The sequence below is a fragment of the Arthrobacter pullicola genome, from assembly GCF_014836875.1.
GTDB classification, from domain to species: Bacteria; Actinomycetota; Actinomycetes; order Actinomycetales; family Micrococcaceae; genus Arthrobacter_B; species Arthrobacter_B pullicola.
In genome coordinates this window covers 13,544-34,286 of sequence record NZ_JACSQC010000002.1, presented here as the reverse complement: position 1 = coordinate 34,286, position 20,743 = coordinate 13,544, and the positions used below count along the sequence as shown (strand labels likewise).

23 protein-coding genes are annotated in these 20,743 nt (G+C 66.9%); 14 read left to right on the top strand and 9 right to left on the bottom strand.

The features are described 5' to 3' along the window. The first annotated feature begins 3 nt into the window (after positions 1-3). Genes H9638_RS03545 through H9638_RS03530 form a run of 4 tightly spaced genes read left to right on the top strand, consistent with a single transcriptional unit; the run spans position 4 to position 3,112 of the window. Positions 4-141, top strand: coding sequence for a hypothetical protein (locus H9638_RS03545; protein ID WP_191746379.1), 138 nt, complete (start codon positions 4-6; stop codon positions 139-141). A 25-nt stretch (positions 142-166) separates the two neighbouring features. Beyond that, a complete protein-coding gene (priA, locus tag H9638_RS03540; RefSeq protein WP_191745849.1) occupies positions 167-916 on the top strand; it encodes a bifunctional 1-(5-phosphoribosyl)-5-((5-phosphoribosylamino)methylideneamino)imidazole-4-carboxamide isomerase/phosphoribosylanthranilate isomerase PriA in 750 nt (249 codons plus the stop codon). Positions 917-921: 5 nt separating this feature from the next. Then, positions 922-1,770 (top strand): SseB family protein, encoded by an 849-nt coding sequence (locus H9638_RS03535; RefSeq protein WP_191745848.1) that lies wholly within the window; start codon positions 922-924, stop codon positions 1,768-1,770. 28 nt (positions 1,771-1,798) lie between these two features. After that, entirely contained in the window at positions 1,799-3,112 is a 1,314-nt protein-coding gene (locus tag H9638_RS03530) for an MFS transporter (protein ID WP_191745847.1), read from the top strand. 114 nt (positions 3,113-3,226) lie between these two features. Here H9638_RS03530 and H9638_RS03525 read toward each other — a convergent pair whose 3' ends face one another. Further along, complete coding sequence (locus tag H9638_RS03525) at positions 3,227-3,652, bottom strand: DUF1844 domain-containing protein (RefSeq protein ID WP_191745846.1); 426 nt, start codon at positions 3,650-3,652, stop codon at positions 3,227-3,229. A 390-nt stretch (positions 3,653-4,042) separates the two neighbouring features. On the opposite strand from H9638_RS03525, the gene infC reads away from it, so the two are divergent. The 4 genes from infC to H9638_RS03505 all read left to right on the top strand — a co-directional run bounded on the left by infC (position 4,043) and on the right by H9638_RS03505 (position 7,063). Then, positions 4,043-5,035, top strand: a complete 993-nt coding sequence (gene infC, locus H9638_RS03520) for a translation initiation factor IF-3 (protein WP_404799622.1) — start codon at positions 4,043-4,045, stop codon at positions 5,033-5,035. 116 nt (positions 5,036-5,151) lie between these two features. Continuing rightward, entirely contained in the window at positions 5,152-5,346 is a 195-nt protein-coding gene (gene rpmI / locus H9638_RS03515; RefSeq protein ID WP_055240480.1) for a 50S ribosomal protein L35, read from the top strand. 124 nt (positions 5,347-5,470) lie between these two features. Continuing rightward, positions 5,471-6,142, top strand: coding sequence for a 50S ribosomal protein L20, sunset domain variant (rplT, locus tag H9638_RS03510; protein WP_066302904.1), 672 nt, complete (start codon positions 5,471-5,473; stop codon positions 6,140-6,142). Positions 6,143-6,160: 18 nt separating this feature from the next. Continuing rightward, entirely contained in the window at positions 6,161-7,063 is a 903-nt protein-coding gene (locus H9638_RS03505; protein ID WP_191745845.1) for a TrmH family RNA methyltransferase, read from the top strand. An 82-nt stretch (positions 7,064-7,145) separates the two neighbouring features. Here the strand turns inward: H9638_RS03505 and H9638_RS03500 are convergent, their stop codons facing one another. Next, positions 7,146-8,381 (bottom strand): MFS transporter, encoded by a 1,236-nt coding sequence (locus H9638_RS03500; protein ID WP_191745844.1) that lies wholly within the window; start codon positions 8,379-8,381, stop codon positions 7,146-7,148. A gap of 223 nt (positions 8,382-8,604) precedes the next feature. Here H9638_RS03500 and H9638_RS03495 point away from each other — a divergent pair, with 223 nt between their 5' ends. Next, positions 8,605-9,054, top strand: coding sequence for a (deoxy)nucleoside triphosphate pyrophosphohydrolase (locus tag H9638_RS03495; protein WP_191746318.1), 450 nt, complete (start codon positions 8,605-8,607; stop codon positions 9,052-9,054). A 6-nt stretch (positions 9,055-9,060) separates the two neighbouring features. Here the strand turns inward: H9638_RS03495 and H9638_RS03490 are convergent, their stop codons facing one another. The 4 genes from H9638_RS03490 to H9638_RS03475 are packed head-to-tail and all read right to left on the bottom strand — an operon-like array spanning position 9,061 to position 11,579. Further along, positions 9,061-9,546 carry an SRPBCC family protein gene (locus H9638_RS03490; RefSeq protein WP_191745843.1) on the bottom strand — a complete coding sequence of 162 codons (486 nt, stop codon included), beginning with the start codon at positions 9,544-9,546 and terminating at the stop codon, positions 9,061-9,063. Further along, complete coding sequence (locus H9638_RS03485; protein ID WP_191745842.1) at positions 9,515-9,916, bottom strand: ArsR/SmtB family transcription factor; 402 nt, start codon at positions 9,914-9,916, stop codon at positions 9,515-9,517. The genes H9638_RS03490 and H9638_RS03485 overlap by 32 nt, the downstream gene beginning before the upstream one ends. Positions 9,917-9,971: 55 nt before the next feature. Then, positions 9,972-11,039, bottom strand: coding sequence for an Rv2578c family radical SAM protein (locus H9638_RS03480; RefSeq protein ID WP_191745841.1), 1,068 nt, complete (start codon positions 11,037-11,039; stop codon positions 9,972-9,974). Positions 11,040-11,099: 60 nt separating this feature from the next. Beyond that, on the bottom strand, positions 11,100-11,579 hold the full coding sequence (locus tag H9638_RS03475; RefSeq protein ID WP_191745840.1) for a hypothetical protein: 480 nt from the start codon (positions 11,577-11,579) through the stop codon (positions 11,100-11,102). Positions 11,580-11,766: 187 nt separating this feature from the next. Between H9638_RS03475 and pheS the strand changes: the two genes are divergently transcribed. The 3 genes from pheS (at position 11,767) to H9638_RS03460 (ending at position 16,468) form a co-directional block, all read left to right on the top strand. Further along, positions 11,767-12,843 (top strand): phenylalanine--tRNA ligase subunit alpha, encoded by a 1,077-nt coding sequence (pheS, locus tag H9638_RS03470; protein ID WP_191745839.1) that lies wholly within the window; start codon positions 11,767-11,769, stop codon positions 12,841-12,843. Further along, the gene (gene pheT / locus H9638_RS03465; protein WP_191745838.1) at positions 12,844-15,387 is read left to right on the top strand and encodes a phenylalanine--tRNA ligase subunit beta; all 2,544 of its coding nucleotides are present in this window, start codon (positions 12,844-12,846) and stop codon (positions 15,385-15,387) included. A 730-nt stretch (positions 15,388-16,117) separates the two neighbouring features. Continuing rightward, positions 16,118-16,468: an HAD family hydrolase gene (locus tag H9638_RS03460; RefSeq protein WP_318241768.1), complete on the top strand. Its 351-nt coding sequence runs from the start codon at positions 16,118-16,120 to the stop codon at positions 16,466-16,468. On the opposite strand, the gene H9638_RS03455 is transcribed toward H9638_RS03460, so the two are convergent. From H9638_RS03455 to H9638_RS03445, 3 genes are all read right to left on the bottom strand, one after another. Next, entirely contained in the window at positions 16,465-16,797 is a 333-nt protein-coding gene (locus H9638_RS03455) for a TfoX/Sxy family protein (protein ID WP_191745837.1), read from the bottom strand. The two genes, H9638_RS03460 and H9638_RS03455, sit on opposite strands and share 4 nt — an antisense overlap. A gap of 16 nt (positions 16,798-16,813) precedes the next feature. Then, positions 16,814-17,218 (bottom strand): hypothetical protein, encoded by a 405-nt coding sequence (locus H9638_RS03450; RefSeq protein ID WP_191745836.1) that lies wholly within the window; start codon positions 17,216-17,218, stop codon positions 16,814-16,816. 199 nt (positions 17,219-17,417) lie between these two features. Continuing rightward, on the bottom strand, positions 17,418-18,383 hold the full coding sequence (locus H9638_RS03445) for a quinone oxidoreductase family protein (protein WP_191745835.1): 966 nt from the start codon (positions 18,381-18,383) through the stop codon (positions 17,418-17,420). 142 nt (positions 18,384-18,525) lie between these two features. Between H9638_RS03445 and argC the strand changes: the two genes are divergently transcribed. Together argC and argJ are read left to right on the top strand one after the other, a co-directional pair. Beyond that, complete coding sequence (argC, locus tag H9638_RS03440) at positions 18,526-19,557, top strand: N-acetyl-gamma-glutamyl-phosphate reductase (protein WP_191745834.1); 1,032 nt, start codon at positions 18,526-18,528, stop codon at positions 19,555-19,557. Next, positions 19,557-20,741 carry a bifunctional glutamate N-acetyltransferase/amino-acid acetyltransferase ArgJ gene (argJ, locus tag H9638_RS03435; protein ID WP_191745833.1) on the top strand — a complete coding sequence of 395 codons (1,185 nt, stop codon included), beginning with the start codon at positions 19,557-19,559 and terminating at the stop codon, positions 20,739-20,741. The genes argC and argJ overlap by 1 nt, the downstream gene beginning before the upstream one ends. Positions 20,742-20,743 lie beyond the last annotated feature (2 nt).

Sequence of the window (20,743 nt, the reverse complement as noted above, 5' to 3'; positions counted from 1 at the left end):
CTCATGGGAGTAGCCGGCCTGCTCGCCGGCGGAGCCATCTCCTTCCGCAGGCAGGGCCTGCCCAGGTTTATCAGCATCAGTTTCTGGGTCCTGGCGGGCATGTCCCTGCTGGGCGCCTACCTACTCACCTACGGCCTCTGAGCCGGATCATCACTGAAAGCAGAACATGACGCTCACAGACACTCCCATCCTTGAACTCCTGCCCGCCGTGGATGTGGCCGACGGTCAGGCCGTCCGCCTGGTCCAGGGTGAAGCCGGCAGCGAGACCAGCTACGGTGACCCGCTGGACGCGGCCATGGCCTGGCAGAACGACGGCGCCGAATGGGTGCACCTGGTGGACCTGGACGCTGCCTTCGGCCGCGGCAGCAACCTTCCGCTGCTCAAGCGCGTGGTCAAGGCACTGGACATCAAGGTGGAGCTTTCCGGCGGTATCCGCGACGACGCATCCCTGGAAAAGGCCCTGGAACTTGGTGCCCGGCGCGTGAACCTTGGTACTGCTGCCCTGGAGAACCCGGAATGGACGGCCAGCGCGATCGCCCGCTACGGCGACGCCATCGCCGTCGGGCTGGACGTCCGCGGCACCACGCTCGCCGCGCGTGGCTGGACCAAGGAAGGCGGAGACCTCTGGGAGGTCCTCGCCCGCCTCGAGGAGGCCGGCTGCCCCCGCTATGTCGTCACCGACGTCACCAAGGACGGCACACTCCGCGGACCGAACATCGAGCTGCTCCGCGAGGTGCTCTCCCGCACCGACCGCCCCGTTGTTGCCTCCGGCGGCATCTCCAGCCTCGATGACCTCGCCGCGCTGCGCGAACTGGTCCCGCTTGGCCTGGAAGGCACCATTGTTGGCAAGGCGCTGTATGCCGGAGCCTTCACGCTGCCCCAGGCTCTCGACGTCGCAGGCCACCCGGAGCGTTAACAGCCATGGCTAAACGCGAACTGCCCGGGCACATTGCCGCCGCCCTGGCTGGTGCCGGGGGAGCCACCGACTCCGCCGGCCAGCCTTGGGCCGGACGCAGCCTGGAGGGGGACGGCAATCCGCTCCACCAGTTCGATAAGGACGACGGAAAGCCCGATGCCGGGTACACGGCCGCCCTCGAAGCCCTTGTTGCGGGCAAGGGAACCGAGGCTGAAGTTGTAGCCTCCCTGGCCACAGCACGGGTCTACGTTGCCATCATCGCGACGCTCGGCGAGGAAGCTGAATCAGAGCACGGCCTGACCGCTGACAAGGAAGCGGATCTGGCCCTGGTCACTCTCACTGCCCCGGACGGGCGGAAGGCACTTCCGGTGTTTTCCTCCGTGGACTCCCTTGCGCGCTGGCATCCACAGGCGCGCCCGGTGGCGGTCTACGCTCCGCGTGCCGCCCTCTCTGCGGTAGCCGAAGAGGCACAGCTGCTCGTTATCGATCCTGGCAGCGAGATGACTTTCGTGGTTCGCCGGCCCGCCACCTGGGCCCTGGCCCAGCAAAGGGCGTGGGTCCCGTCCTATGCCGACGATTCCCTCACCGCAATCGTGTCCGATGCAGCCGCCGCGCAGCCGGTGGTCCGGCAGGTCCAGCTCTCCGCCGCGGGTGGCGTCGCATCACGGACGGCAGGCGGTACGCTGGTTTCCGGCGGAGGCGCCGGGCCGGAGCTGCGGATAACGCTTCAACTGGTCCCAGGCCTCGAACCGGAGGAAGTGCAGACCGTCGCGGCGGCCCTGCAGCGCAGTCTGGCCGCCCACCCCGAATTTGTTGAGCGCGTGGATTCACTGGAACTGAAGATCACGCGCTGAGAGGCCCGCGGGCCAGAAGAGAAGTGCAGTGAACTTTCGTCTCTACCGGGACCTGCTGACGATCGTCCCCGTCCGCCGGGTGCTCCTGGTTGGAATGCTGGCCCGTTTTCCGCATGCAGCAGCCGGTGTGCTGCTGACTCTGCACGTGGTGCTCACCCTGGACAAGGGCTACGCGGCAGCCGGGGCAGTGGCCGCCCTGGTGACGATCGGCATCGCGGTCGGAGCACCGTGGCGTGGCCGCCGGGTAGACAATGTGGGGCTGCGCAAGGCGCTGATCCCGTCAGTGATTTCCGAGGCCGTCATCTGGTCCGTTGCCCCGCACGTCAGCTACGAGTGGCTTCTGGTGCTCGCTTTGATCGGCGGTCTCTTCACCCTGCCGGTCTTCAGTGTGGTCCGCCAGTCGCTGGGCGTACTGGCCACGGGGGAGAAGCGGCGCACGGCGTTCACCCTGGACTCCATCGCCACGGAAATCGTGTTTATGGGCGGCCCCGCGGTGGGTGCTGTGCTTGCCACTTCCATCTCCAGTGCCGTGGGGCTGACTCTTGTGGGAGTTTCGACGGCGGCCGCCGGCCTGTTCCTGATGTGGTTCAACCCGCCCACCCGTTCCGTTTCGGACGGCACCGTCCCGCCGCATGATGTGGAGGCGGCGGCGGCAGCCGTTGTCACCTCGGCCCCGGCGCATCTGCGCGAGCCGGCCGCCGAACTGACCCAGGCTGCCGCGGCGGCGGACGGCGGGGGCCCTGCGAACTCCGGGGGGCTCCTGCGCCGTGCTGCGGCCGCCTTTTCCTGGATGAGCGTCAGCGTCGCCGTGGTCTTCGTGGTTGCTGCCGGCGCCGGTCTGCTGCTGGCCAGCACCGACGTCGGGATCGTTGCCCTGTCTGAATCTTCCGGGGACCCGGGCAAACTGGGCATCGTCTTCGCCGCCTGGTGCGCCGCCTCCCTGGTGGGCGGCCTGCTCTACGGTGCCATGACCCGGCGGATCTCGCCGATGCTGCTGCTGCTGGCCATGGCAGTACTGACACTGCCCATGTCCCTTGCCACCGACACGCTCAGCCTGGCGCTGCTGTCGATCCCGGGCGGCCTGCTCTGCGCACCGGTGCTTTCAGCAGCCTCGGAGCGCGTCGCTGACCTGGTCTCTGAGGAACGGCGCGGAGAAGCCATGGGCTGGTACGGTTCCGCGCTCACCACCGGAACAGCGATTGGCGCCCCGCTTGCCGGGGCAGCAATCGACACCATCGGCCCCTGGTCCGGCTTCGTCTTCGCGGGAGCAGCAGCCGCGGCGATGGCGCTCCTCACCCTGGGTACCCGTGCCGTGGTTCTCCGCCGGCGGATAGCGGTCTAGCGGAACAACGCTGCCGCCGCGGTGCACTGCCCGCAGCGCCACAACAGACCCCTGCAGCGCAGCAAAAAGCCCGAAGAGTCCAGGTGGACTCTTCGGGCTTCCTGCAGTTGGAAACTAGTTGACCGGGCCGGTGAACTTCTCGCCCGGGCCCTGGCCCGGTGCGTCCGGAACCATGGAGGCTTCGCGGAACGCGAGCTGCAGGGAGCGCAGGCCGTCGCGCAACGGGCCGGCATGCTGGCTGCCGATTTCAGGTGCGGCGGCGGTGACAAACCCGGCAAGCGCAGTGATCAGCTTGCGGGCCTCGTCCAGGTCCTTCAGCTCTTCGGCGTCGGAGCCTTCAGCCAGGCCGCATTTGACGGCGGCGGCGCTCATCAGGTGAACGGCAGCTGTAGTGATGACCTCGACGGCGGCAACTTCTGCGATGTCGCGGACCTGCGCCGATACCTGGGGTGCTTCAGTGTGGGAATGGCCTTCTTCGGGGGTGCCGGGGAAGGAGTGGCGGGCAGAATCGCCAGCCGGATTGCTCTGTGGGGTACTCATACTGGTAAGCTTGTCACAGACCGACCGGTTGGCGTTACTTACGGCAGCTCACCGCAAAGCTGAAACATCAGTGGAAACACTGCAGTGAGCTGCTTTCCTGAGTGCACAACCGGTATGCAAGCGGAGACTCTCCCACCCGCGTCAACCTGATTAATCCAGCCTAGTGCCGGATCAGAGTTGCCGGGTTCAGGTCGGCCCTTCCCGGGCACCATCCATGGATGGCGCCCAGCGGAAAGTGCGCTGTTCAACGGCGCCGGCTGACCCCTCGAGGCCTTCGATTGCGCTTGCAATTGGAGGCCTTCTTCATTTGCAGGCGGTAGCCGTTTTGAATCAAACAGGAGCTGCAACATTAGCGAGCCAAGAATCAATGATCGGATCCGTGTCCCTGAGGTGCGGTTGGTAGGACCGGCTGGGGAACAGGTAGGTGTGGTCCGGATCGAGGACGCCCTGCGACTGGCAGCGGAGTCCGACCTGGATCTTGTTGAGGTAGCACCGCAGGCCAAGCCGCCGGTGTGCAAACTAATGGACTTCGGCAAGTACAAGTACGAAGCCGCAGTCAAGGCCCGCGAGGCACGCAAGAACCAGACCAATACGGTCCTGAAGGAAATCCGTTTCCGTCTCAAGATCGACACCCACGACTACGAGACCAAGCGCGGGCATGCCCTCCGCTTCCTCGGCGCGGGTGACAAGGTCAAGGCCATGATCCAGTTCCGCGGACGTGAACAGCAGCGCCCCGAAATGGGTATCCGCCTGCTGCAGAAGTTCGCGGAGGATGTCTCCGAGGTGGGTGTTGTTGAATCCAGCCCCCGCATCGACGGACGAAACATGGTTATGGTCATCGGCCCGGTCAAGAACAAGGCTGAAGCGAAGGCTGAAGCCCGCCGCGCTTCCCAGCGCGCCGAGTCCAAGGCGGCCAATGAAGCTGCCAGGAACGGTGACGCGCCGGAGCGGGTCGACACCAGCCCCGACAAAGCCCCCATGACGCAGAGCCTGGCAGACCTCCTGCCGGACGGACTGCGCCTTGGTTCCTCCGCTGCAGAGGCCGACAAGGCCCGCGCAGAGCAGGAAAAGGCTGAGAAGGAGCATGCAGCCCAGGCTGCGAAGGCCGCCGCCGACAAGGCAGCAGCCGACGCCCGCCGTGCTGAGGAAGCCGCCAAGGCTGCTGCAGCAAAGCCGGCCCAGGCCGCAAAGCCTGCGGCCCGCACGGCTCCTGCCGAAGCAAAGCCAGCGGAGGCGCCGAAGCCGATGGCAGTGCCGAAGCCGACGGCCAAGCCGGCCGCGCCGAAGCCTGCTGCCCGGCCCAAGCCGGCCGCAGCACCCAAGCCTGCTGGCAAGGCACCCGCTCCGGGCGCCGGCCAGAAAAAGCCTGGCACTGCGGAGTAGGCCAAGCGCAGCACCGCTTAGAACGCCCAGGCGTCCCTAGGAAACCCTGACACCTGTTACAGGTGCCCATATCCCCACGGGCTTGTCCCGCGGAAACCAAAAGGAGATCGGTAGTCATGCCGAAGATGAAGACCCACAGTGGCGCCAAGAAGCGCTTCAAGCTGACCGGTACCGGCAAGCTCAAGCGCCAGCAGGCCAACCGCCGCCACTACCTGGAGCACAAGTCCTCCCGCCTGACCCGCCGTCTCGCCGGTGACAAGATTGTCACCCCGGGCGAGGCCAAGGTCATCAAGAAGATGCTCGGCAAGTAGCCGATCCTTCCAACGGGCGGTCCGCCAGAGGACTGTTCCACCAACCATCTAGTTTTCCCGTGGCCTCCTGCAGGCCGCCGCACAGAGAAGAAGTGCGCGGGACATATTTCTAAGGAGTACGCACGTGGCACGTGTGAAGCGGGCGATTAACGCCCATAAGAAGCGTCGGGTAATCCTCGAGCGCGCCAAGGGCTACCGCGGACAGCGTTCGCGCCTGGTCCGCAAGGCCAAAGAGCAGCTGCTGCACTCGTACGTGTACAGCTACGGTGACCGCCGCAAGCGCAAGGGTGACTTCCGCCGCCTCTGGATCCAGCGCATCAACGCTGCATCCCGCGCCAACGGCCTCACCTACAACCGTCTGATCCAGGGCCTGAAGGCTGCTGAGATCGAGGTTGACCGCCGTATGCTCGCCGAGCTGGCCGTGAACGACGCCAACGCGTTCGCCACCCTGGTCCAGGTTGCCAAGGATGCCCTGCCGTCCGACACCTCCGCTCCGGCCGCTGCCGCAGCTCCGGTTGCCAAGAAGGCTCCGGCCAAGGCCGCTAAGGCTGCTCCGGCTGCGAAGGCTGCTCCGGCCGCCACCGCCACCGTTGCCGACGGCGGTTTCAAGGCTTCCGAAGGCGAAGCTCCCGAGGGCTTCGTCATCAAGGGTGCAGCTACCGGTAAGTACCACGTTCCGGGTTCGACCTGGTACGAGCAGACTGAGGCTGAGTACTGGTTCAACTCCGTGGAAGCAGCCAAGGCTGCCGGCCTGGAGCCTGCTGGCGGAGAAGCCCGCCAGAAGTTCCAGGGCTAAGTTCGGTATCTGCTGAACATGTTTGACGCCGGACGCTCCCCAGCGCCGCTGATGTCCAATCCCCGAGCTGATCGGGTGAAGGAAGCAGCGAAGCTGGCGGGGCGTTCGGCGCGTTTAAAGACCGGACGGTTCCTCGCTGAAGGTCCGCAGGCGGTGCGGGAAGCCCTTGTGGCGCACCGCAACGCTGCCGGCTTAGGCCGTCCCGGCGTCGTACTCGAAGTCTTTGCGACTGCTGCCTGCCTGGAACGCCTGCCCGAACTGGCCGAACTCAGCCAGGGACTGCCGCTGCGGCTCGCCACGGACGAAGTCCTGGCCGCCATGGCGGACACCGTGTCACCGCAGGGAATCATTGCTGTCTGCCGGATCGAGTCTCCGGCACTCAGCGACGTCCTGGCGCTGCGCCCCAAGCTCCTGGCCGTTCTGTGCGAGGTGCGCGACCCGGGGAACGCTGGCACTATCCTGCGCGCCGCGGACTCGGCCGGTGCTGACGCCGTGATCCTGACGGCCTCCAGCGTTGACATCCATAACCCGAAGGCCGTCCGCTCCACCGCCGGTTCGCTCTTCCATCTCCCGGTTGTCTCGGGTGTGGACTTCGCCGAGCTGGCCGGTGCACTGCAGGACGCCGGCATCACCATCCTCGCCGCTGACGGGTACGGTGACCAGAATCTGGACGAACTCCAGGATGCCTCGGCCCTCCGCCGGCTGGCTCCCGGCCCCGCTGCCGGGAACGCTTCCGGCCCCCGCCTGGAGAATCCGACTGCCTGGCTCTTCGGCAACGAAGCCCAGGGACTTTCCCAGGCCGAACTCGACGCCTCCGACAACAGGGTTGCCGTCCCGGTGTATGGACAGGCTGAAAGCCTGAACGTCGGTACGGCCGCCACCGTGTGCCTCTACGCCTCAGCACGCGCGCAAAACCGCTAAGGGAAACTGGCACGCCGCCAGGTGAGCCCCGAGCATCCGTCCGCACCGGAACGGCCCATGAGCCTGCGGGAGGATCTCGGTCCTACAGCGACGGCGATTTATCTGGAACCGGACCTGCGTCGCCCGCAGGTTGCCCCGGACCTTCCAGGCTCTGCCTCGCCCGGCGGCGGTCCAGCCCTCCGCTAAGCAGCGCGACGCCCAGGCCCAGGAGGGCCAGGACGGCACCCACCACGGCGGGCGACCGGAACCCCCAGCCCCAGGCGATGACCAGTCCGCCCACCATGGCACCCAGCGCGTTGGCGACGTTCAGGGCAGCATGGTTCAAGGACGAAGCCAATGACGGTGCGCCCGGGGAGACGTCCAGAAGGCGGGTCTGCAGGGCCGGGGTCAGCGCGGAGCCGACGGCACCAACCAGGAATACCAGGATGATAGCGCCGGCCTTGAACTGCACGGCCCACGCATAAACCGCCAGGATGACGGCAGTACCGGCCAGTACGGCGTAGATGCTGCCCATGACGGAACGGTCCGCGATCCTTCCGCCGACCACGTTCCCCACCACCTGGCCCACACCGTAGAGGCCAACGATCAGTGGCAGTACCGAGAGGGGGAGTCCTGCCACTTCGGTCATGGTCGGCGAGATGTAGGTGTAGACGGCGAAGAACCCGCCAAATCCAACGGTGCCGACCAGCAGGGCCAGCCAGACCTGGATCCGGCGCAGGGCGCTCAGCTCACGCCGGATGCTGGCGTCCGGATGGGCCGCTTGGAAGGGGACGAACCGCGCCACCAGGGCAACGCTGACCAGGGCTATCGCCCCGACAAGCACAAACATCCAGCGCCAGCCTGCCTGCTGGCCCAGCCAGGTAGCGAAGGGAACTCCGATCACGTTCGCGACGCTCAGGCCAAGCATCACCATGGAAATAGCCCAGCCGCGCCGGGTGGGCGCCACCAGGGAGGCAGCAATCACGGCGGCCACGCCAAAGAATGCTCCGTGCGGAAGGCCGGAGAGGAACCGGGTGACCAGCAGCCAGCCGTAGTCCGGGGCAATGAAGGAGGAGAGGTTGGCAACGGCGAAGAAGGCCATCAGTCCCAGTGCCAGGCGTTTGCGGGGCATTCTGGCTCCGAGCGCCGCCAGCAGCGGCGCGCCGACCACAACGCCCAGGGCGTAGGCAGAGATCACGTGCCCGCCTGCGGGAACGGAGATGCCAAGGTCGGAGACCATCTCCTGGAGCAGGCCCATGATGGCGAACTCGGTGGTGCCAATGGCAAAGCCGCCGGCGGCTAAAGCGGTGATGGCCAGGGAGACATAGCGTGAAGGCATGGGGTTGTGATGCTTTCGGATCAGCGGTGGGCCGCGGAGCCGTGGAGACACGGACGCGCATGGTTGGCCAGGCTGGCAGGGGGAGGGGGCTGCCGGTTCTTCTCGCCGGAAAACCGGCGGAGAAACCCGCAGCGACAACTCTGCTGCGAGAAACCGGGCCGGGGACGGCGGTGAACCGTCGCCGTCAAGTGTAGTGCAGCGGGGACCGTAGACTCGAGCTGTGTTGAATCCAGAGTTGAAGCAGGTAGTCGGCGCCGCGATCGTTGATGACCTCCGCAGCCCGCGCAGCCTTCTGGCTGCCCGCCGGTCCGCACCCGAGCAGTATGCCGGTATGTGGGAGTTCCCCGGTGGAAAGGTGGAGCCGGGGGAAACGTGCGAAGCCGCACTGCACCGTGAACTAGCCGAGGAGCTGGGAGTGGAGGTGGCCTTGGGTACCGAGGTTGCCGGACCCCTGGCGCAGGGCTGGCCACTGAACCAGTCCGCTGCGATGCGCGTCTGGCTGGTCCAGCTCACCGACGGTGAGCCGCAGCCGCTGGAGGATCACGACGAACTGCGCTGGGTCCGGCTCGACTCCCCGGACCTCGCACAGCTGCCCTGGATTCCCGCTGACCTGCCGATAGTCACCGCCATGCTGCAGGCCGCCGGCGTGCAGAATCCGTCCCTCAACGGCTGAACCTGGTCAACCGGCCAGAACGGCGTCCATCTGGGACATTGCCTCGGCCGCTCCCTCGATGGCACCCATGCTGATCTGTTCGTCCATCTCTGCGCGGTTGAGGAAGGACGTCACCATTTCCATGCGGGTCCCGCCGGCAGTTCCAGTGAACCGGACGACGGCGGTGGAGACAGGCAGATCATCCCGGTGCCTGCCGTCGTGCTCAGCGAAGCCATCCCGGAACTCCAGGCGTTTGGGCGGATCCACCGCCAGGACTTCCCACCATCCGTGATAGGTCTCGCCGTCAGGTCCGGTCATAAAGTAGGTGACGGACCCGCCGGGCACCAGCTCATGCTGTTCCACCGTGGCTGGATACGTGGGCGGCCCCCACCAGCGCTCCAGCTTCCGCGGGTCTGCCCACAGCTGCCAGACCTGCTCCGGTGCGGCATCAAATTCGGCGAGCGCGGTGATGGTCAGGGCGTCATAATCCTTGTCGATGCTGGTCAAGCTCATGGTTCTGGTCCCTTCGCTGCTTTTGTGGTGCCGGTTTGTTTTCAACTTTCAATAGATCCGACATCCGCTCCATCCGGCCGCGCCAGGCAACCTCCAGGGCATCAAGTGACTGGTGTGCCCTCCTGACGGCGTCCGGTGTGGTGCACACGAGCTGCTCCCTCCCGCGGCGTTCCTTGGTGACCAGGCCTGCAAGTTCAAGCACCGCGACGTGTTTCTGAACCGCCGCGAAGCTCATGGGGTAGGCCTCGGCCAGCCGTGAGACCGACAAATCCCCGGCTGCCGCACGGCGCAGGATGTCGCGCCGGGTACTGTCCGCCAGGGCATGGAACAAACGGTCCACGGATTCTTCGAATACTTCATCTACAACCATTTGGTTGTAGATTACGCGCGGGTGGACTGCGGGTCAATGCCCTGCGGGGCCGAAATCAGAACAACGTTCCGGCTGCAGCCGGAAGCCGCAGCTGCCCGGACGGGGTGTCAGGCGCCGTCGGGACTGCGGGTGGACTGCCAGGCGCCTGCCCGGCGCTGCGGGTGGCGAGGAACTGGTTGGCGCCGTCGAAGCCATGACGGGCCTTGAAGAACCGGATGCGCGAGGCGAGCCAGGTTCGGTATTCCTTGGAGGCATAGGATCCGCCAGTGTAGAGCGCATCGTACTTTGCGGCCAGCTGCGGATAGTCCCGGCCCAGCCATTGCCGGTACCACTCGCGGGCGCCGGGGCGAAGGTGCAGCGCGCCGGCCGTGACGGAGGATGCCCCCGCGGCTGCCAGGGCAGCGAAGAGCGCATCCAATGACTCGTCGCCGTCGGTCAGCCACGGGAGAATGGGCATGGCCATCACATTGCACTCCATGCCGGCGTCCCGGATCCGGCTGATCAAATCCAGCCGCGCCCTGGGGGACGGGGTACCCGGTTCCACGCGCTGGGCGAGGTCCGGGTCCAGCAGGGCCAGGGAGATACCCATGCTGATCGGAGTCTGCTGAGCGGCCTCGGCCAGGAGGGGAAGGTCCCGCGCCAGCAGGGTGCCCTTGGTGAGGATGGAGAACGGTGTGCCACTGTCCGCCAGGGCGCGGATGATCTCCGGCATCAGCTTGTAGCGGCCTTCGGCGCGCTGGTAGGGGTCGGTGTTGGTTCCCATCGCCACGTGCTCGCGGTTCCAGGATGGCCGGGCCAGCTCCCGGCGGAGTACCTCACCCGTGTTGGTCTTCACGACCAGCTGACTGTCGAAATCGGCACCGGAGTCCAGGTCCAGGTAGCTGTGCGTCTTGCGCGCAAAGCAGTAGACGCAGGCATGGCTGCAGCCGCGGTACGGATTCACGGTCCAGCCAAAGGGCATGGAGGAGGACCTGGGTACCTTGTTCAGCACAGATTTCGCCAGAACTTCGTGGAACGTCACGCCGGCAAAGGCCGGCGTCTGAACCGACCTGACCAGGCCCTGCAGCGGAAGCAAAGCATCCGCTGCGGGTGCGGCCTTGGGTTCCTGCTGCTGCCACCTCATCCAACCATTAGAACATATGTTCGAATGACTGTTTTCACGTGCGACCCGTGTGAAAGGCCCTCAGCCGGCAGGGGGAAGGGCCGTGCCGCGGTGCCGGTAGCCGCCGTCGTCGAGCCCGGCCAGGATTTCAAAGATGTTCGACGACGCCGGATTGCCGGAGCGCAGCTGGGAAATGCCCGCGGCGGCGAAGTACAGCGGCAGGAAGGCCAGACCCAGCAGGGCGTACTGGGTGCTGTGCCTGGCCTCGTGCCGCAGCAGGGGGGAGACAAGCCCCGTCTTGGACGGTACGAAGGCAGCCGAAACCCGCGGCCGGTAGATGACCACGTTGCCTAAAGTGAAAGCGGCGGCATACGGGAGCCGGTGTTTCCAGCCCCCGGCGAGCAGGATACCTTCCGGGCCGCGACGCAGGCGCAAGCCGCCGGTCCGCGCCACCAGGATCCCCGCCGCCGTCGTGCCGTTGATCAGATTCACCGCGCGGCGCAGCCGGTGGCGGCCGGCGGCTGTGCGTGTGCCGGTGCTGGAGGCCTGTGCCGGAGTCATGGGGCAATGGTAGGGGAGCGGACCGCCTTCACACTGCCCGGCGGCCAGGTGTTCGTTGGTTAGACTGGTAGCCGCAGGCTTTTTCACTTCCCGCCTGCGGACCAGCGTTCCTTGAACAGCCACTGAACATCCACTGAACAGCCATCGAACAGCCATCAACACGGCCGGAAACAGGTAAGAACGGTACATGTCGAATTCCATACCGGGGATGGACTCCCCAGACACCGCGGCACCCAACCCGCTGGACGAGGCAGCGGTCGCGGCCGCCGTCGACGCAGCGCTCGCAGCCATCAGCTCCGCGGCCGACCTGGATGCCCTCAAGGACGTCCGCATCGCCGTTACCGGCGAGAAGTCGCCGCTGGCCCTGGCCAACCGGCAGATCGGCGGACTCCCCAAGGAGCAGAAGGCCGCGGCCGGCAAGGTTGTTGGCCCGGCCCGCGGACGGATCAACCAGGCGCTCGCCGCCCGCACCGTCGAACTGGAGGCCGAGCGGGATGCCCGGATCCTCGTCGAGGAAGCCGTTGACGTCACGGCTGCCCCGCGCCGCCGCCGCATCGGCGGCCGCCACCCGCTTTCCACGCTGCAGGACCGCGTCAGCGACATTTTCGTGGGCATGGGCTGGGAAATCGCCGAGGGCCCCGAGGTGGAATCCGAGTGGTTCAACTTCGACGCGCTGAACTTCAAGCCGGACCACCCGGCCCGCGAAATGCAGGACACCTTCTTCGTGGAGCCACCGGAAGCGCACCTGCTTATGCGCACGCACACCTCACCGGTGCAGGTCCGTTCCATGCTGGAACGCGACCTGCCGATCTACGTGCTCTGCCCGGGCAAGGTGTTCCGCACCGATGAGCTCGACGCGACCCACACCCCGGTCTTCCACCAGTTCGAGGGCCTGGCCATCGACAAGGGCCTGACCATGGCAGACCTGGTCGGCACCCTGGAGCATTTCACCCGCGTGCTCTTCGGCGACGAGGCGAAGGTCCGGCTGCGTCCGAACTTCTTCCCCTTCACGGAGCCCAGCGCTGAGCTGGACATCTGGCACCCCGGTGCCAAGGGCGGCCCGCGCTGGATCGAGTGGGGCGGCTGCGGCATGGTCAACCCCAACGTGCTGCGCGCAGCGGGCATTGACCCCGAGGTCTATTCAGGTTTTGCCTTTGGCATGGGCATCGAGCGTGCCCTGATGTTCCGCAACGAGGTCACGGATATGCGGGACATGATCGAAGGCGACGTACGTTTCAGCGAACATTTCGGGATGGAGATCTAAGTGAGAATCCCACTTTCCTGGCTGCGCGAGTATGCCCAGGTTCCGGCGGACGCAACCGCCGAAGACGTCATGGCAGAACTGGTGAAGGTCGGCCTCGAGGAGGAGGACGTCCACCGTCCCACCGACGAGCTGCAGGGTCCGATCGTCGTCGGCCAGGTGCTCTCCAAGGAGCCCGAGCCGCAGAAGAACGGCAAGACCATCAACTGGTGCACCGTGCGTGTGGTGCCCGAAGGCACCGAGCAGACGCTGACCGGTGAGGGGATCGATCCGTCCGGCGTGCAGGGCATCGTCTGCGGTGCGCACAACTTCGAGGTCGGGGACAAGGTGGTTGTCACCCTGCCCGGTGCCGTGCTGCCCGGTGACTTCCGGATCAGCCCGCGCAAGACCTACGGCCACGTGTCGTCAGGCATGATCGCCTCCGTGCGTGAACTGGGCATTGGCGAGGACCACGACGGCATCCTGGTGCTCTCCACCCTGGGACTCGATCCCGAGGTGGGCACCGACGCGATGGAACTGCTCGGTCTCTACGACCAGGCAGCCGAAATCAACGTGACGCCGGACCGCGGCTACGTCTTCTCCATCCGGGGCGCTGCGCGGGAGTATGCGCACGCCACGGGCACCAAGTTCACCGACCCCGCCGCCACGGTGGAGGTTCCGGAAGCCGACGGCGCCGGGTACCCGGTGCGCCTGGCCGACGAAGCTCCGATCTACGGCAAGCCCGGCTGCGACCGGTTCGTTGCCCGCACGGTCCGCGGCGTCGACCCGACCCGTCCGACGCCGACGTGGATGTCCTCGCGCCTGCGCTTGGCCGGCATGCGCTCCATCTCGCTCGTGGTCGACATCTCCAACTACGTGATGCTCGAGCTCGGCCAGCCGCTGCACTTCTACGACCTGGACAAGCTCACCGGCGAGATCGTGGTCCGCCGTGCCGCTCCGGGTGAGACCATCAAGACCCTGGATGACAAGGTGCGCACCCTCGATTCCGAGGACCTGCTGATCACCGACGAATCCGGTCCCATCGGCATCGCCGGCGTGATGGGCGGAGCCACCACCGAGGCCTCCGATACCACCCGCAACGTCCTGATCGAGGCAGCGCACTTCGACGATGTCAGCATCGGCCGTTCCCGCCGCCGTCATAAGCTGCCTTCCGAAGCGTCCAAGCGCTTCGAGCGGGGCGTGGACTGGTACGTGGCGGACATCGCGGCGCAGCGTGCAGCCGACCTGCTGGTGGAGCTGGCCGGCGGCACCGCTGATCCGTCCATCACCGACGCCGGCACCGCGCCGGAAACCCGGAGCATCTTCCTGCCCGCGGACTTCCCGGCCAAGCTGATCGGCTACAACTTCACCGAGGAGCAGATCACCGGCACGCTGGCCGATCTGGGCGCTGACGTGGAAAAGGCCGACGGCGGCTACCGGGTGTCGCCTCCGAGCTGGCGGCCGGATCTGGAGACGCGTGAGGACCTCACCGAGGAAATCATCCGGCTGGTGGGCTACGACCAGATTCCTTCCACGCTGCCGACCGCGCCTCCCGGGCGCGGCCTGACCCGTGTCCAGCAGCAGCGCCGCCGCCTGCTGCAGTCCCTGGCGGCGTCAGGTCTCACCGAAGTGCTCTCCTACCCGTTTGTGACGGAAGAGGACAACAACACCTTCGGCACGCCGGTTGCCGGCGAACAGCTCCGGGCGCTGAAGCTGGCCAATCCGCTCAGCGCCGAGTTCGGCTACCTACGCACCTCGGTGCTGCCGGGCCTGTTCGACGTCGCCAAGCGGAACCTGTCCCGGGGGTTCCGGGACCTGGCGCTGTTTGAGTCCGCGGCGGTCTTCCTGCCCGGCGAACAGACCGGCACCGAGTCCATTCCGCCGCTGGGTGTCAGGCCCTCGGAAGAGGTTCTGGACGCGCTGTACAACGGCATTCCGGATCAGCCGCTGCACATTGGTGCGCTGTTCACCGGCCACGAGTCTCCCGCCGGCGCCGGTCACACCCCTCGCGCCTGGGACTGGGCCGACGCCGTCGACACGGCCCGGCTCATGGGCGACGTGCTCGGCGTCGAACTGGTGATCAGCCAGGGCGAACACCAGGCTTTCCACCCGGGACGCACCGCGAAGATCTCGCTGCGCAGCGGCGAAACCGTGGGCTACGCCGGTGAGCTGCACCCGAAGCTGCTCGCGGCCCGGGACATGCCGGCCCGCACGGTGGCGCTGGAAATCAACGCCGATGCCCTGTTCGAGGCTGCACCGGACGTGATCGTTGCCCGGGAAATCTCGGCGTACCCGGCAACCACGCAGGACGTTGCCCTGGTGGTGGCCGAGGAGATCCCGGCCGAAGCAGTGCTGGAAACCCTGCGCGAAGGCGCCGGGGAACTGCTGGAAGACATCGCCCTGTTTGATGTCTACGCCGGCAAGGGCATCGACGAGGGGCACAAGTCTCTCGCCTTCGCCCTGCGCTTCCGGGCTGCCGACCGCACGCTGACCGCGGACGAGGCCTCCGAGTCCCGTGCCGCCGCCGTCGCGCTGGCTGCCGAGCGGTTTGGTGCCGTGCAGCGGTAGTTTGGTTGTTTCGCATCAGGCCCCGCCGGGTTTTCCGGAGGGGCCTGCAGTGTTTCTTGGGGCCTGCTGTGTTTCGCGGGGGCGCCGGCCTCTACGGCTTGCGGCACGTGATGAGGAACTGGAGCGCCGAGCCGAGGCCGGTGAGGGAGAAGCCCCATCCAATCCCGGCGTACCCGGTCCGGGATGCCGTGTATGTGCCAAGGGCCGCGGCCAGGAAGGTTGCCAGGCCGCTGCCGGCCAGCAGTTTGGGATTCGGGTTGAACCAGCGGACTGCCTCACCCCGTCGGGTCCGGTGGCGGTCCCGCCCAGCCCGACGCCGCCCAGTCGACCCCCACCACCGGCCCCCGACACGCGTTCCCAATCTATGTAGCCTCCTGGGGCAGATGGGGTCACATCAGTCACTCCGCACAACGAACAGTGGGAACGCGTGTCGGCCGGCGCCCGGTATGCCTGTCCATCCTTGCCCGGCTGCAAACTGGATGACCTGAGAGGCATGGCCCGCACAAAGCGGAGGGCCGGGGATTGTCTCCGCGCCAGGAAACCCTGCCATTTGGGACATTCCTCCCAGTTTGGGACTTTCCTGTCGTGGCGCCGCGCAGGATTGTCCCGTGGTGGCAGGGAAGTCCCATAGCCCAGGGAAACCCTGCGCGAAGCGGTAGTTTGGTGGTTTCGAAGCAGACCCCGCCGGGTTTTCCGGCGGGGTCTGCTGCATTTTGCTAGCTTGTGTCCGGTGAGAACTCTTTCCCGCCCTGGCACCTGGTACCTCTTCGACTACGGCATGGTGATCTCGACGGCGCCGGTTCAAGAAGACTGGGACGACCTGTGCCGCGCCACCGGGATCGACCTGCAGCCGCCGTCGAGCCCCTATTGGGCGGGACGTCATGGGTTCGACGCCGGTGATCTGAGTCCCGAGGCGTACTGGGTCCTGGCCGATTTGCATGTAGCCCCCGAAGACGTGGTGTTCATCGACGACAGTCCGGCGAATAACCAAGTGGCAGAGGCACTCGGTATACGCGTAGTCCTGCACACGGAGGACACCGACCTAGGGCAGGAGCTGGCGCTGCTGGCCGATCCGGCTTAGACGCTCCGCGAGGTGCGGCCGACGGCGATCCACCAGTTCAGGGTTTCGGCGTCCGCGATGATGTCCAAGGGGACGTGCATCCATCCTTCGCCCATCGGCCTGCCCGCACTCAGGAAGGCGGGCTGTCCTCCGGCGGTGAGCAAGTCCCGGTAATCTGACGGATCCACCCGAACCAGCAGGTCTCCGTGCCGGCCCGCCGAGACAGCCAGTTGGCCGTCCACCATAAAGGCCACGCCCCCGAACATGTTTTTCTCCTGGACGTCTGGGAGGGACGCAAGGCTCTGCCGGATGCGCTGTGCCAGGGCGTCTCGCGCCGGGTCCGTCTGCATGTCCTGCTGCCTTCCGCTAAGGATCGTTGTCGACAGGATCCTCTTGATCTGTTTTCCGGCTCTCCACCAGCGACGAAGTGCCTAGGCCCAGGCCTACGAACAGATAACCGAGGGCTAACCAACCATGCCCCGGAACCGCGCTGAAGTGAAGTACCGGAACGATGACAGCTCCCAGCCATGCCGCGGATCCCAGGCGCTTGCCTTTGGGTTTGACGGTTCGCACGGTTTCCTGCCGGGCGGCGGCCTGGCGGTCCACGATCACTCGGACGGTGTGGGCGAATCCGAAGAGGAGCGGTGTGGCCTGGGCCAGCTGGGATCTTGGCGGCAGGCTAAACAGGGTGGCGCACAGAGCGCCGGCGACGACGAGGACGATGCTCCCGGCGTCGAGCATCGTGACGCTGTCCCGGTCCTCAGCGCTCATCGCGGCCGGCGGGCGCTGGGTTGCTCGAGGGCATCCGGTACGACGGTTCGGCACGCTGCAGCGTTGGACGGGTACGTTTCATGGCAGATGTCTACCATGGAGCCGGGAGCCCCGCAGCAGGAAAGCCTTTGGACCTGGAAACCAAGAAGCCGGGCGCGCAGGGACGCTGAGGAGGCCCAAGAACCAGGGCCGGGAAACGCTACGGAACCAGCAGCACCTTGCCGGTGGTCTTACGCCCCTCCAGATCCTCCTGCGCCTGCGCGGCCTCGGCCAGGGGATAGGTCGCACCGATCCGCACATCCAGGGTCCCGGCCTCCACCATTTCGAACAGCTCGCGGGCACGCCACTGGCGTTCCTCGGCGCTGCGCAGGTAATCCCGGATGGTCGGCCGGGTCAGGTAGAGCGAGCCCAGGGCGTTCAGCCGCTGGATGTCGAACGGGGGTACCTGGCCGGACGCGCCGCCGAACAGCACCATCATGCCGCGCGGATGGAGGCTGGCCAGGGAACCGTCAAAGGTTGCCTTGCCCACGCCGTCGAACACCACATCCACGCCGCGGCCGTCGGTCAGCTCCCGCACCCGGTCCGCGAATCCGTCATAGCGCAGCACGTGGTCCGCGCCCGCTCCGGCCGCCAACTCGGCCTTCTCATCGCTGGAGACCGTGGTGATCACCGTGGCGCCCTTCGCTTTGAGCAGCTGGATCAGCAGCAGGCCGACGCCGCCGGCCCCGGCATGGGTGAGCACCGTTTCCCCGGACTGCACCGGGTACGTCGAATTGCACAGGTAGTGCGCCGTAATCCCCTGCAGCGGAAGCGCGGCCGCCACCTTGATATCCACACCCGGCGGCACCGGCAGGGCCTTGTCCGCGTCCAGCAGCATGTACTCGGAGTAGGCGCCGCCTCCTTCAGCGGTGGCCACGTGGTCGCCTTCCCGGAAGGCGGCGACCTCCAGGCCCGCGGACACCACCGTTCCGGCCGCCTCCGAACCGGGAATGAACGGGTAGTCCATCTTGTAGACACCGCTGCGCTGGTAGGTGTCGATAAAGTTCACGCCGGCGGCCGCCACTTTCACGAGCAGCTCGTTCGGCCCGGGAACCGGCAGGTCCACATCTTCATAGCGCAGGACGCCGGGTCCGCCGGCCTGGGGGACGACAATGGCTTTGTGCATGGGTTGCCTCAATCAGCTCGGGGTGTGTTTACCTGGCAGCATGTGGACACCATCGTAGGCCCGTCACCGCCGGCGGACCTGCCCGCAGTCACAATGCATAAATATGAAGGGTCTTGCATAAAGTTGTTGTAGTGTGGTGCACATGACGATTTCCGTTGCCGTATCAGGAGCCAGTGGCTACGCCGGGGGAGAGGTCCTGCGCCTGCTCGCCGGACACCCCGACGCCGAAATTGGCGCCATCACCGCCCACAGCAATGCCGGTTCCCGGCTGGGAGAACTGCAGCCGCACCTGCACGCGCTCGCCGACCGCATCCTGGTGGACACCACGGTGGAGAACCTGGCCGGGCACGACGTCGTCTTCCTGGCGCTCCCGCACGGCGCCAGCGCGGAAATCGCCGCGCAGCTGAGTGCTGACACCCTGGTGATCGACGCCGGTGCCGACCACCGGCTCACCGATCCCGCCGCCTGGGAAAAGTTCTACGGCTCCCCGCACGCCGGGTCCTGGCCCTACGGCCTGCCGGAGCTGCCCGGCCACCGCGAAAAACTCCGCGGCGCTAAACGGATCGCGGTCCCCGGCTGCTACCCGACGTCGTCCCTGCTCGCCCTGACCCCCGGCTTCGCCGCAGGGCTGCTGGAGCCCGACGACGTCGTCATCGTGGCCGCGTCCGGCACCTCCGGAGCGGGCAAGGCCGCCAAGCCGCACCTGCTCGGCTCCGAAGTGATGGGCGGGATGAGTCCCTACGGCGTGGGCGGCGGACACCGGCACACCCCCGAAATCGAGCAGGGCCTCTCCGCCGCGGCGGGGGAGCAGGTCTCCATTTCCTTCACCCCGACGCTCGCGCCGATGGCCCGCGGCATCCTCACCACCGCGACGGCGAAGGTACGCCCCGGCGTCGACGCCGCCGCCCTGCGCGCGGCCTGGGAAACCGCCTACGCCGATGAACCATTCGTCCGGGTGCTGCCCGAGGGCCAGTGGCCGGCCACCAAGATGGTTGTCGGCTCCAACTACGCCGCACTGCAGCTCGCCTACGATCCGCACGCCGGCCGCGTGATTGTCTCCGCCGTGATCGACAACCTCACCAAGGGCACCGCCGGCGGCGCCGTCCAGTCCATGAACATCGCCCTCGGCCTCGATGAGGGCGCCGGCCTCACCCTGCAGGGAGTTGCACCGTAATGAGCACCGAAATCCATACCGGCTCCCAGACCGCCGGCATCACCGCACCCGCCGGCTTCCGCGCAGCAGGCGTCACCGCCGGGCTGAAGGCCTCCGGCGGACGCGACGTCGCCCTGGTGGTCAATGACGGCCCCGTGAAAGCCGCAGCCGCGGTCTTCACCAGCAACCGGGTGGCAGCCGCCCCGGTGCACTGGTCCCGCCAGGTCATCTCCGACGGGCGGGCCGACGCCGTGTTCCTGAACTCCGGCGGCGCCAACGCGTGCACCGGCCCGCAGGGCTTCCAGAACACCCACGCCACGGCGGAAAAGGTAGCCGAGCTGCTGGGCGTTTCCGCCGGCGACGTCCTGGTCTGCTCCACCGGCCTGATCGGTGAGCAGCTGCCGATGGACAAGCTCCTGCCCGGCGCGGAAACTGCCGTGCAGGCCCTGACCAACGACGGCGGCGCGCTGGCTGCCGAGGCCATCATGACCACGGACTCCGTCTCCAAGCAGGCCGGCTTCGCCGGCACCGGTTACCGGATCGGCGGGATGGCCAAGGGCGCCGGCATGCTGGCACCCGGACTGGCCACCATGCTGGTGGTCCTCACCACCGACGCTCTCCTCGATGCACCGACGCTCGACGCCGCACTGCGCTCGGCGACCGCGGTCACCTTTGACCGCACCGACTCCGACGGCTGCATGTCCACCAACGACACGGTGGTCCTGCTGGCCTCCGGTGCCTCCGGCACCACCCCGGACACCGAAGAGTTCACCCGCGGCCTGACCGACGTGTGCCATTCCCTGGCCCAGCAGCTGATTACCGACGCCGAGGGCGCCAGCCACGACATCGCCATCACGACCGTCAACGCGGCAACCGTGGCTGACGCCGAAACGGCGTCCCGCGCCGTCGCCCGCTCCAACCTCTTCAAGACCGCGATCTTCGGCAACGACCCGAACTGGGGCCGGGTCCTCTCTGCCGTCGGCACCACCGACGCCGCCTTCGAACCGGACCAGCTCAACGTCTCGATCAATGGTGTCCAGGTCTGCCGGGGCGGTGGCATCGGTGATCCGCGCGAAAACGTGGACCTCAGCGGCCGGGCGGTGAGCGTCGAAATCGACCTGGCAGCCGGAACCGAATCCGCGACCATTTGGACCAATGACCTGACCACGGACTACGTCCACGAAAACTCCGCCTACAGCAGCTGATC

What these genes read in the sequence shown, in the direction of transcription:
- H9638_RS03545 (WP_191746379.1), top strand. Translation starts at nt 4, where the DNA reads ATGGGAGTAGCCGGCCTGCTCGCCGGCGGAGCCATCTCCTTCCGCAGG.
- priA (WP_191745849.1), top strand. Translation starts at nt 167, where the DNA reads ATGACGCTCACAGACACTCCCATCCTTGAACTCCTGCCCGCCGTGGAT.
- H9638_RS03535 (WP_191745848.1), top strand. Translation starts at nt 922, where the DNA reads ATGGCTAAACGCGAACTGCCCGGGCACATTGCCGCCGCCCTGGCTGGT.
- H9638_RS03525 (WP_191745846.1), bottom strand. Translation starts at nt 3,652, where the DNA reads ATGAGTACCCCACAGAGCAATCCGGCTGGCGATTCTGCCCGCCACTCC.
- rpmI (WP_055240480.1), top strand. Translation starts at nt 5,152, where the DNA reads ATGCCGAAGATGAAGACCCACAGTGGCGCCAAGAAGCGCTTCAAGCTG.
- H9638_RS03505 (WP_191745845.1), top strand. Translation starts at nt 6,161, where the DNA reads ATGTTTGACGCCGGACGCTCCCCAGCGCCGCTGATGTCCAATCCCCGA.
- H9638_RS03500 (WP_191745844.1), bottom strand. Translation starts at nt 8,381, where the DNA reads ATGCCTTCACGCTATGTCTCCCTGGCCATCACCGCTTTAGCCGCCGGC.
- H9638_RS03490 (WP_191745843.1), bottom strand. Translation starts at nt 9,546, where the DNA reads ATGAGCTTGACCAGCATCGACAAGGATTATGACGCCCTGACCATCACC.
- H9638_RS03485 (WP_191745842.1), bottom strand. Translation starts at nt 9,916, where the DNA reads ATGGTTGTAGATGAAGTATTCGAAGAATCCGTGGACCGTTTGTTCCAT.
- H9638_RS03480 (WP_191745841.1), bottom strand. Translation starts at nt 11,039, where the DNA reads ATGAGGTGGCAGCAGCAGGAACCCAAGGCCGCACCCGCAGCGGATGCT.
- H9638_RS03475 (WP_191745840.1), bottom strand. Translation starts at nt 11,579, where the DNA reads ATGACTCCGGCACAGGCCTCCAGCACCGGCACACGCACAGCCGCCGGC.
- pheS (WP_191745839.1), top strand. Translation starts at nt 11,767, where the DNA reads ATGTCGAATTCCATACCGGGGATGGACTCCCCAGACACCGCGGCACCC.
- H9638_RS03455 (WP_191745837.1), bottom strand. Translation starts at nt 16,797, where the DNA reads ATGCAGACGGACCCGGCGCGAGACGCCCTGGCACAGCGCATCCGGCAG.
- H9638_RS03450 (WP_191745836.1), bottom strand. Translation starts at nt 17,218, where the DNA reads ATGAGCGCTGAGGACCGGGACAGCGTCACGATGCTCGACGCCGGGAGC.
- H9638_RS03445 (WP_191745835.1), bottom strand. Translation starts at nt 18,383, where the DNA reads ATGCACAAAGCCATTGTCGTCCCCCAGGCCGGCGGACCCGGCGTCCTG.
- argC (WP_191745834.1), top strand. Translation starts at nt 18,526, where the DNA reads ATGACGATTTCCGTTGCCGTATCAGGAGCCAGTGGCTACGCCGGGGGA.
- argJ (WP_191745833.1), top strand. Translation starts at nt 19,557, where the DNA reads ATGAGCACCGAAATCCATACCGGCTCCCAGACCGCCGGCATCACCGCA.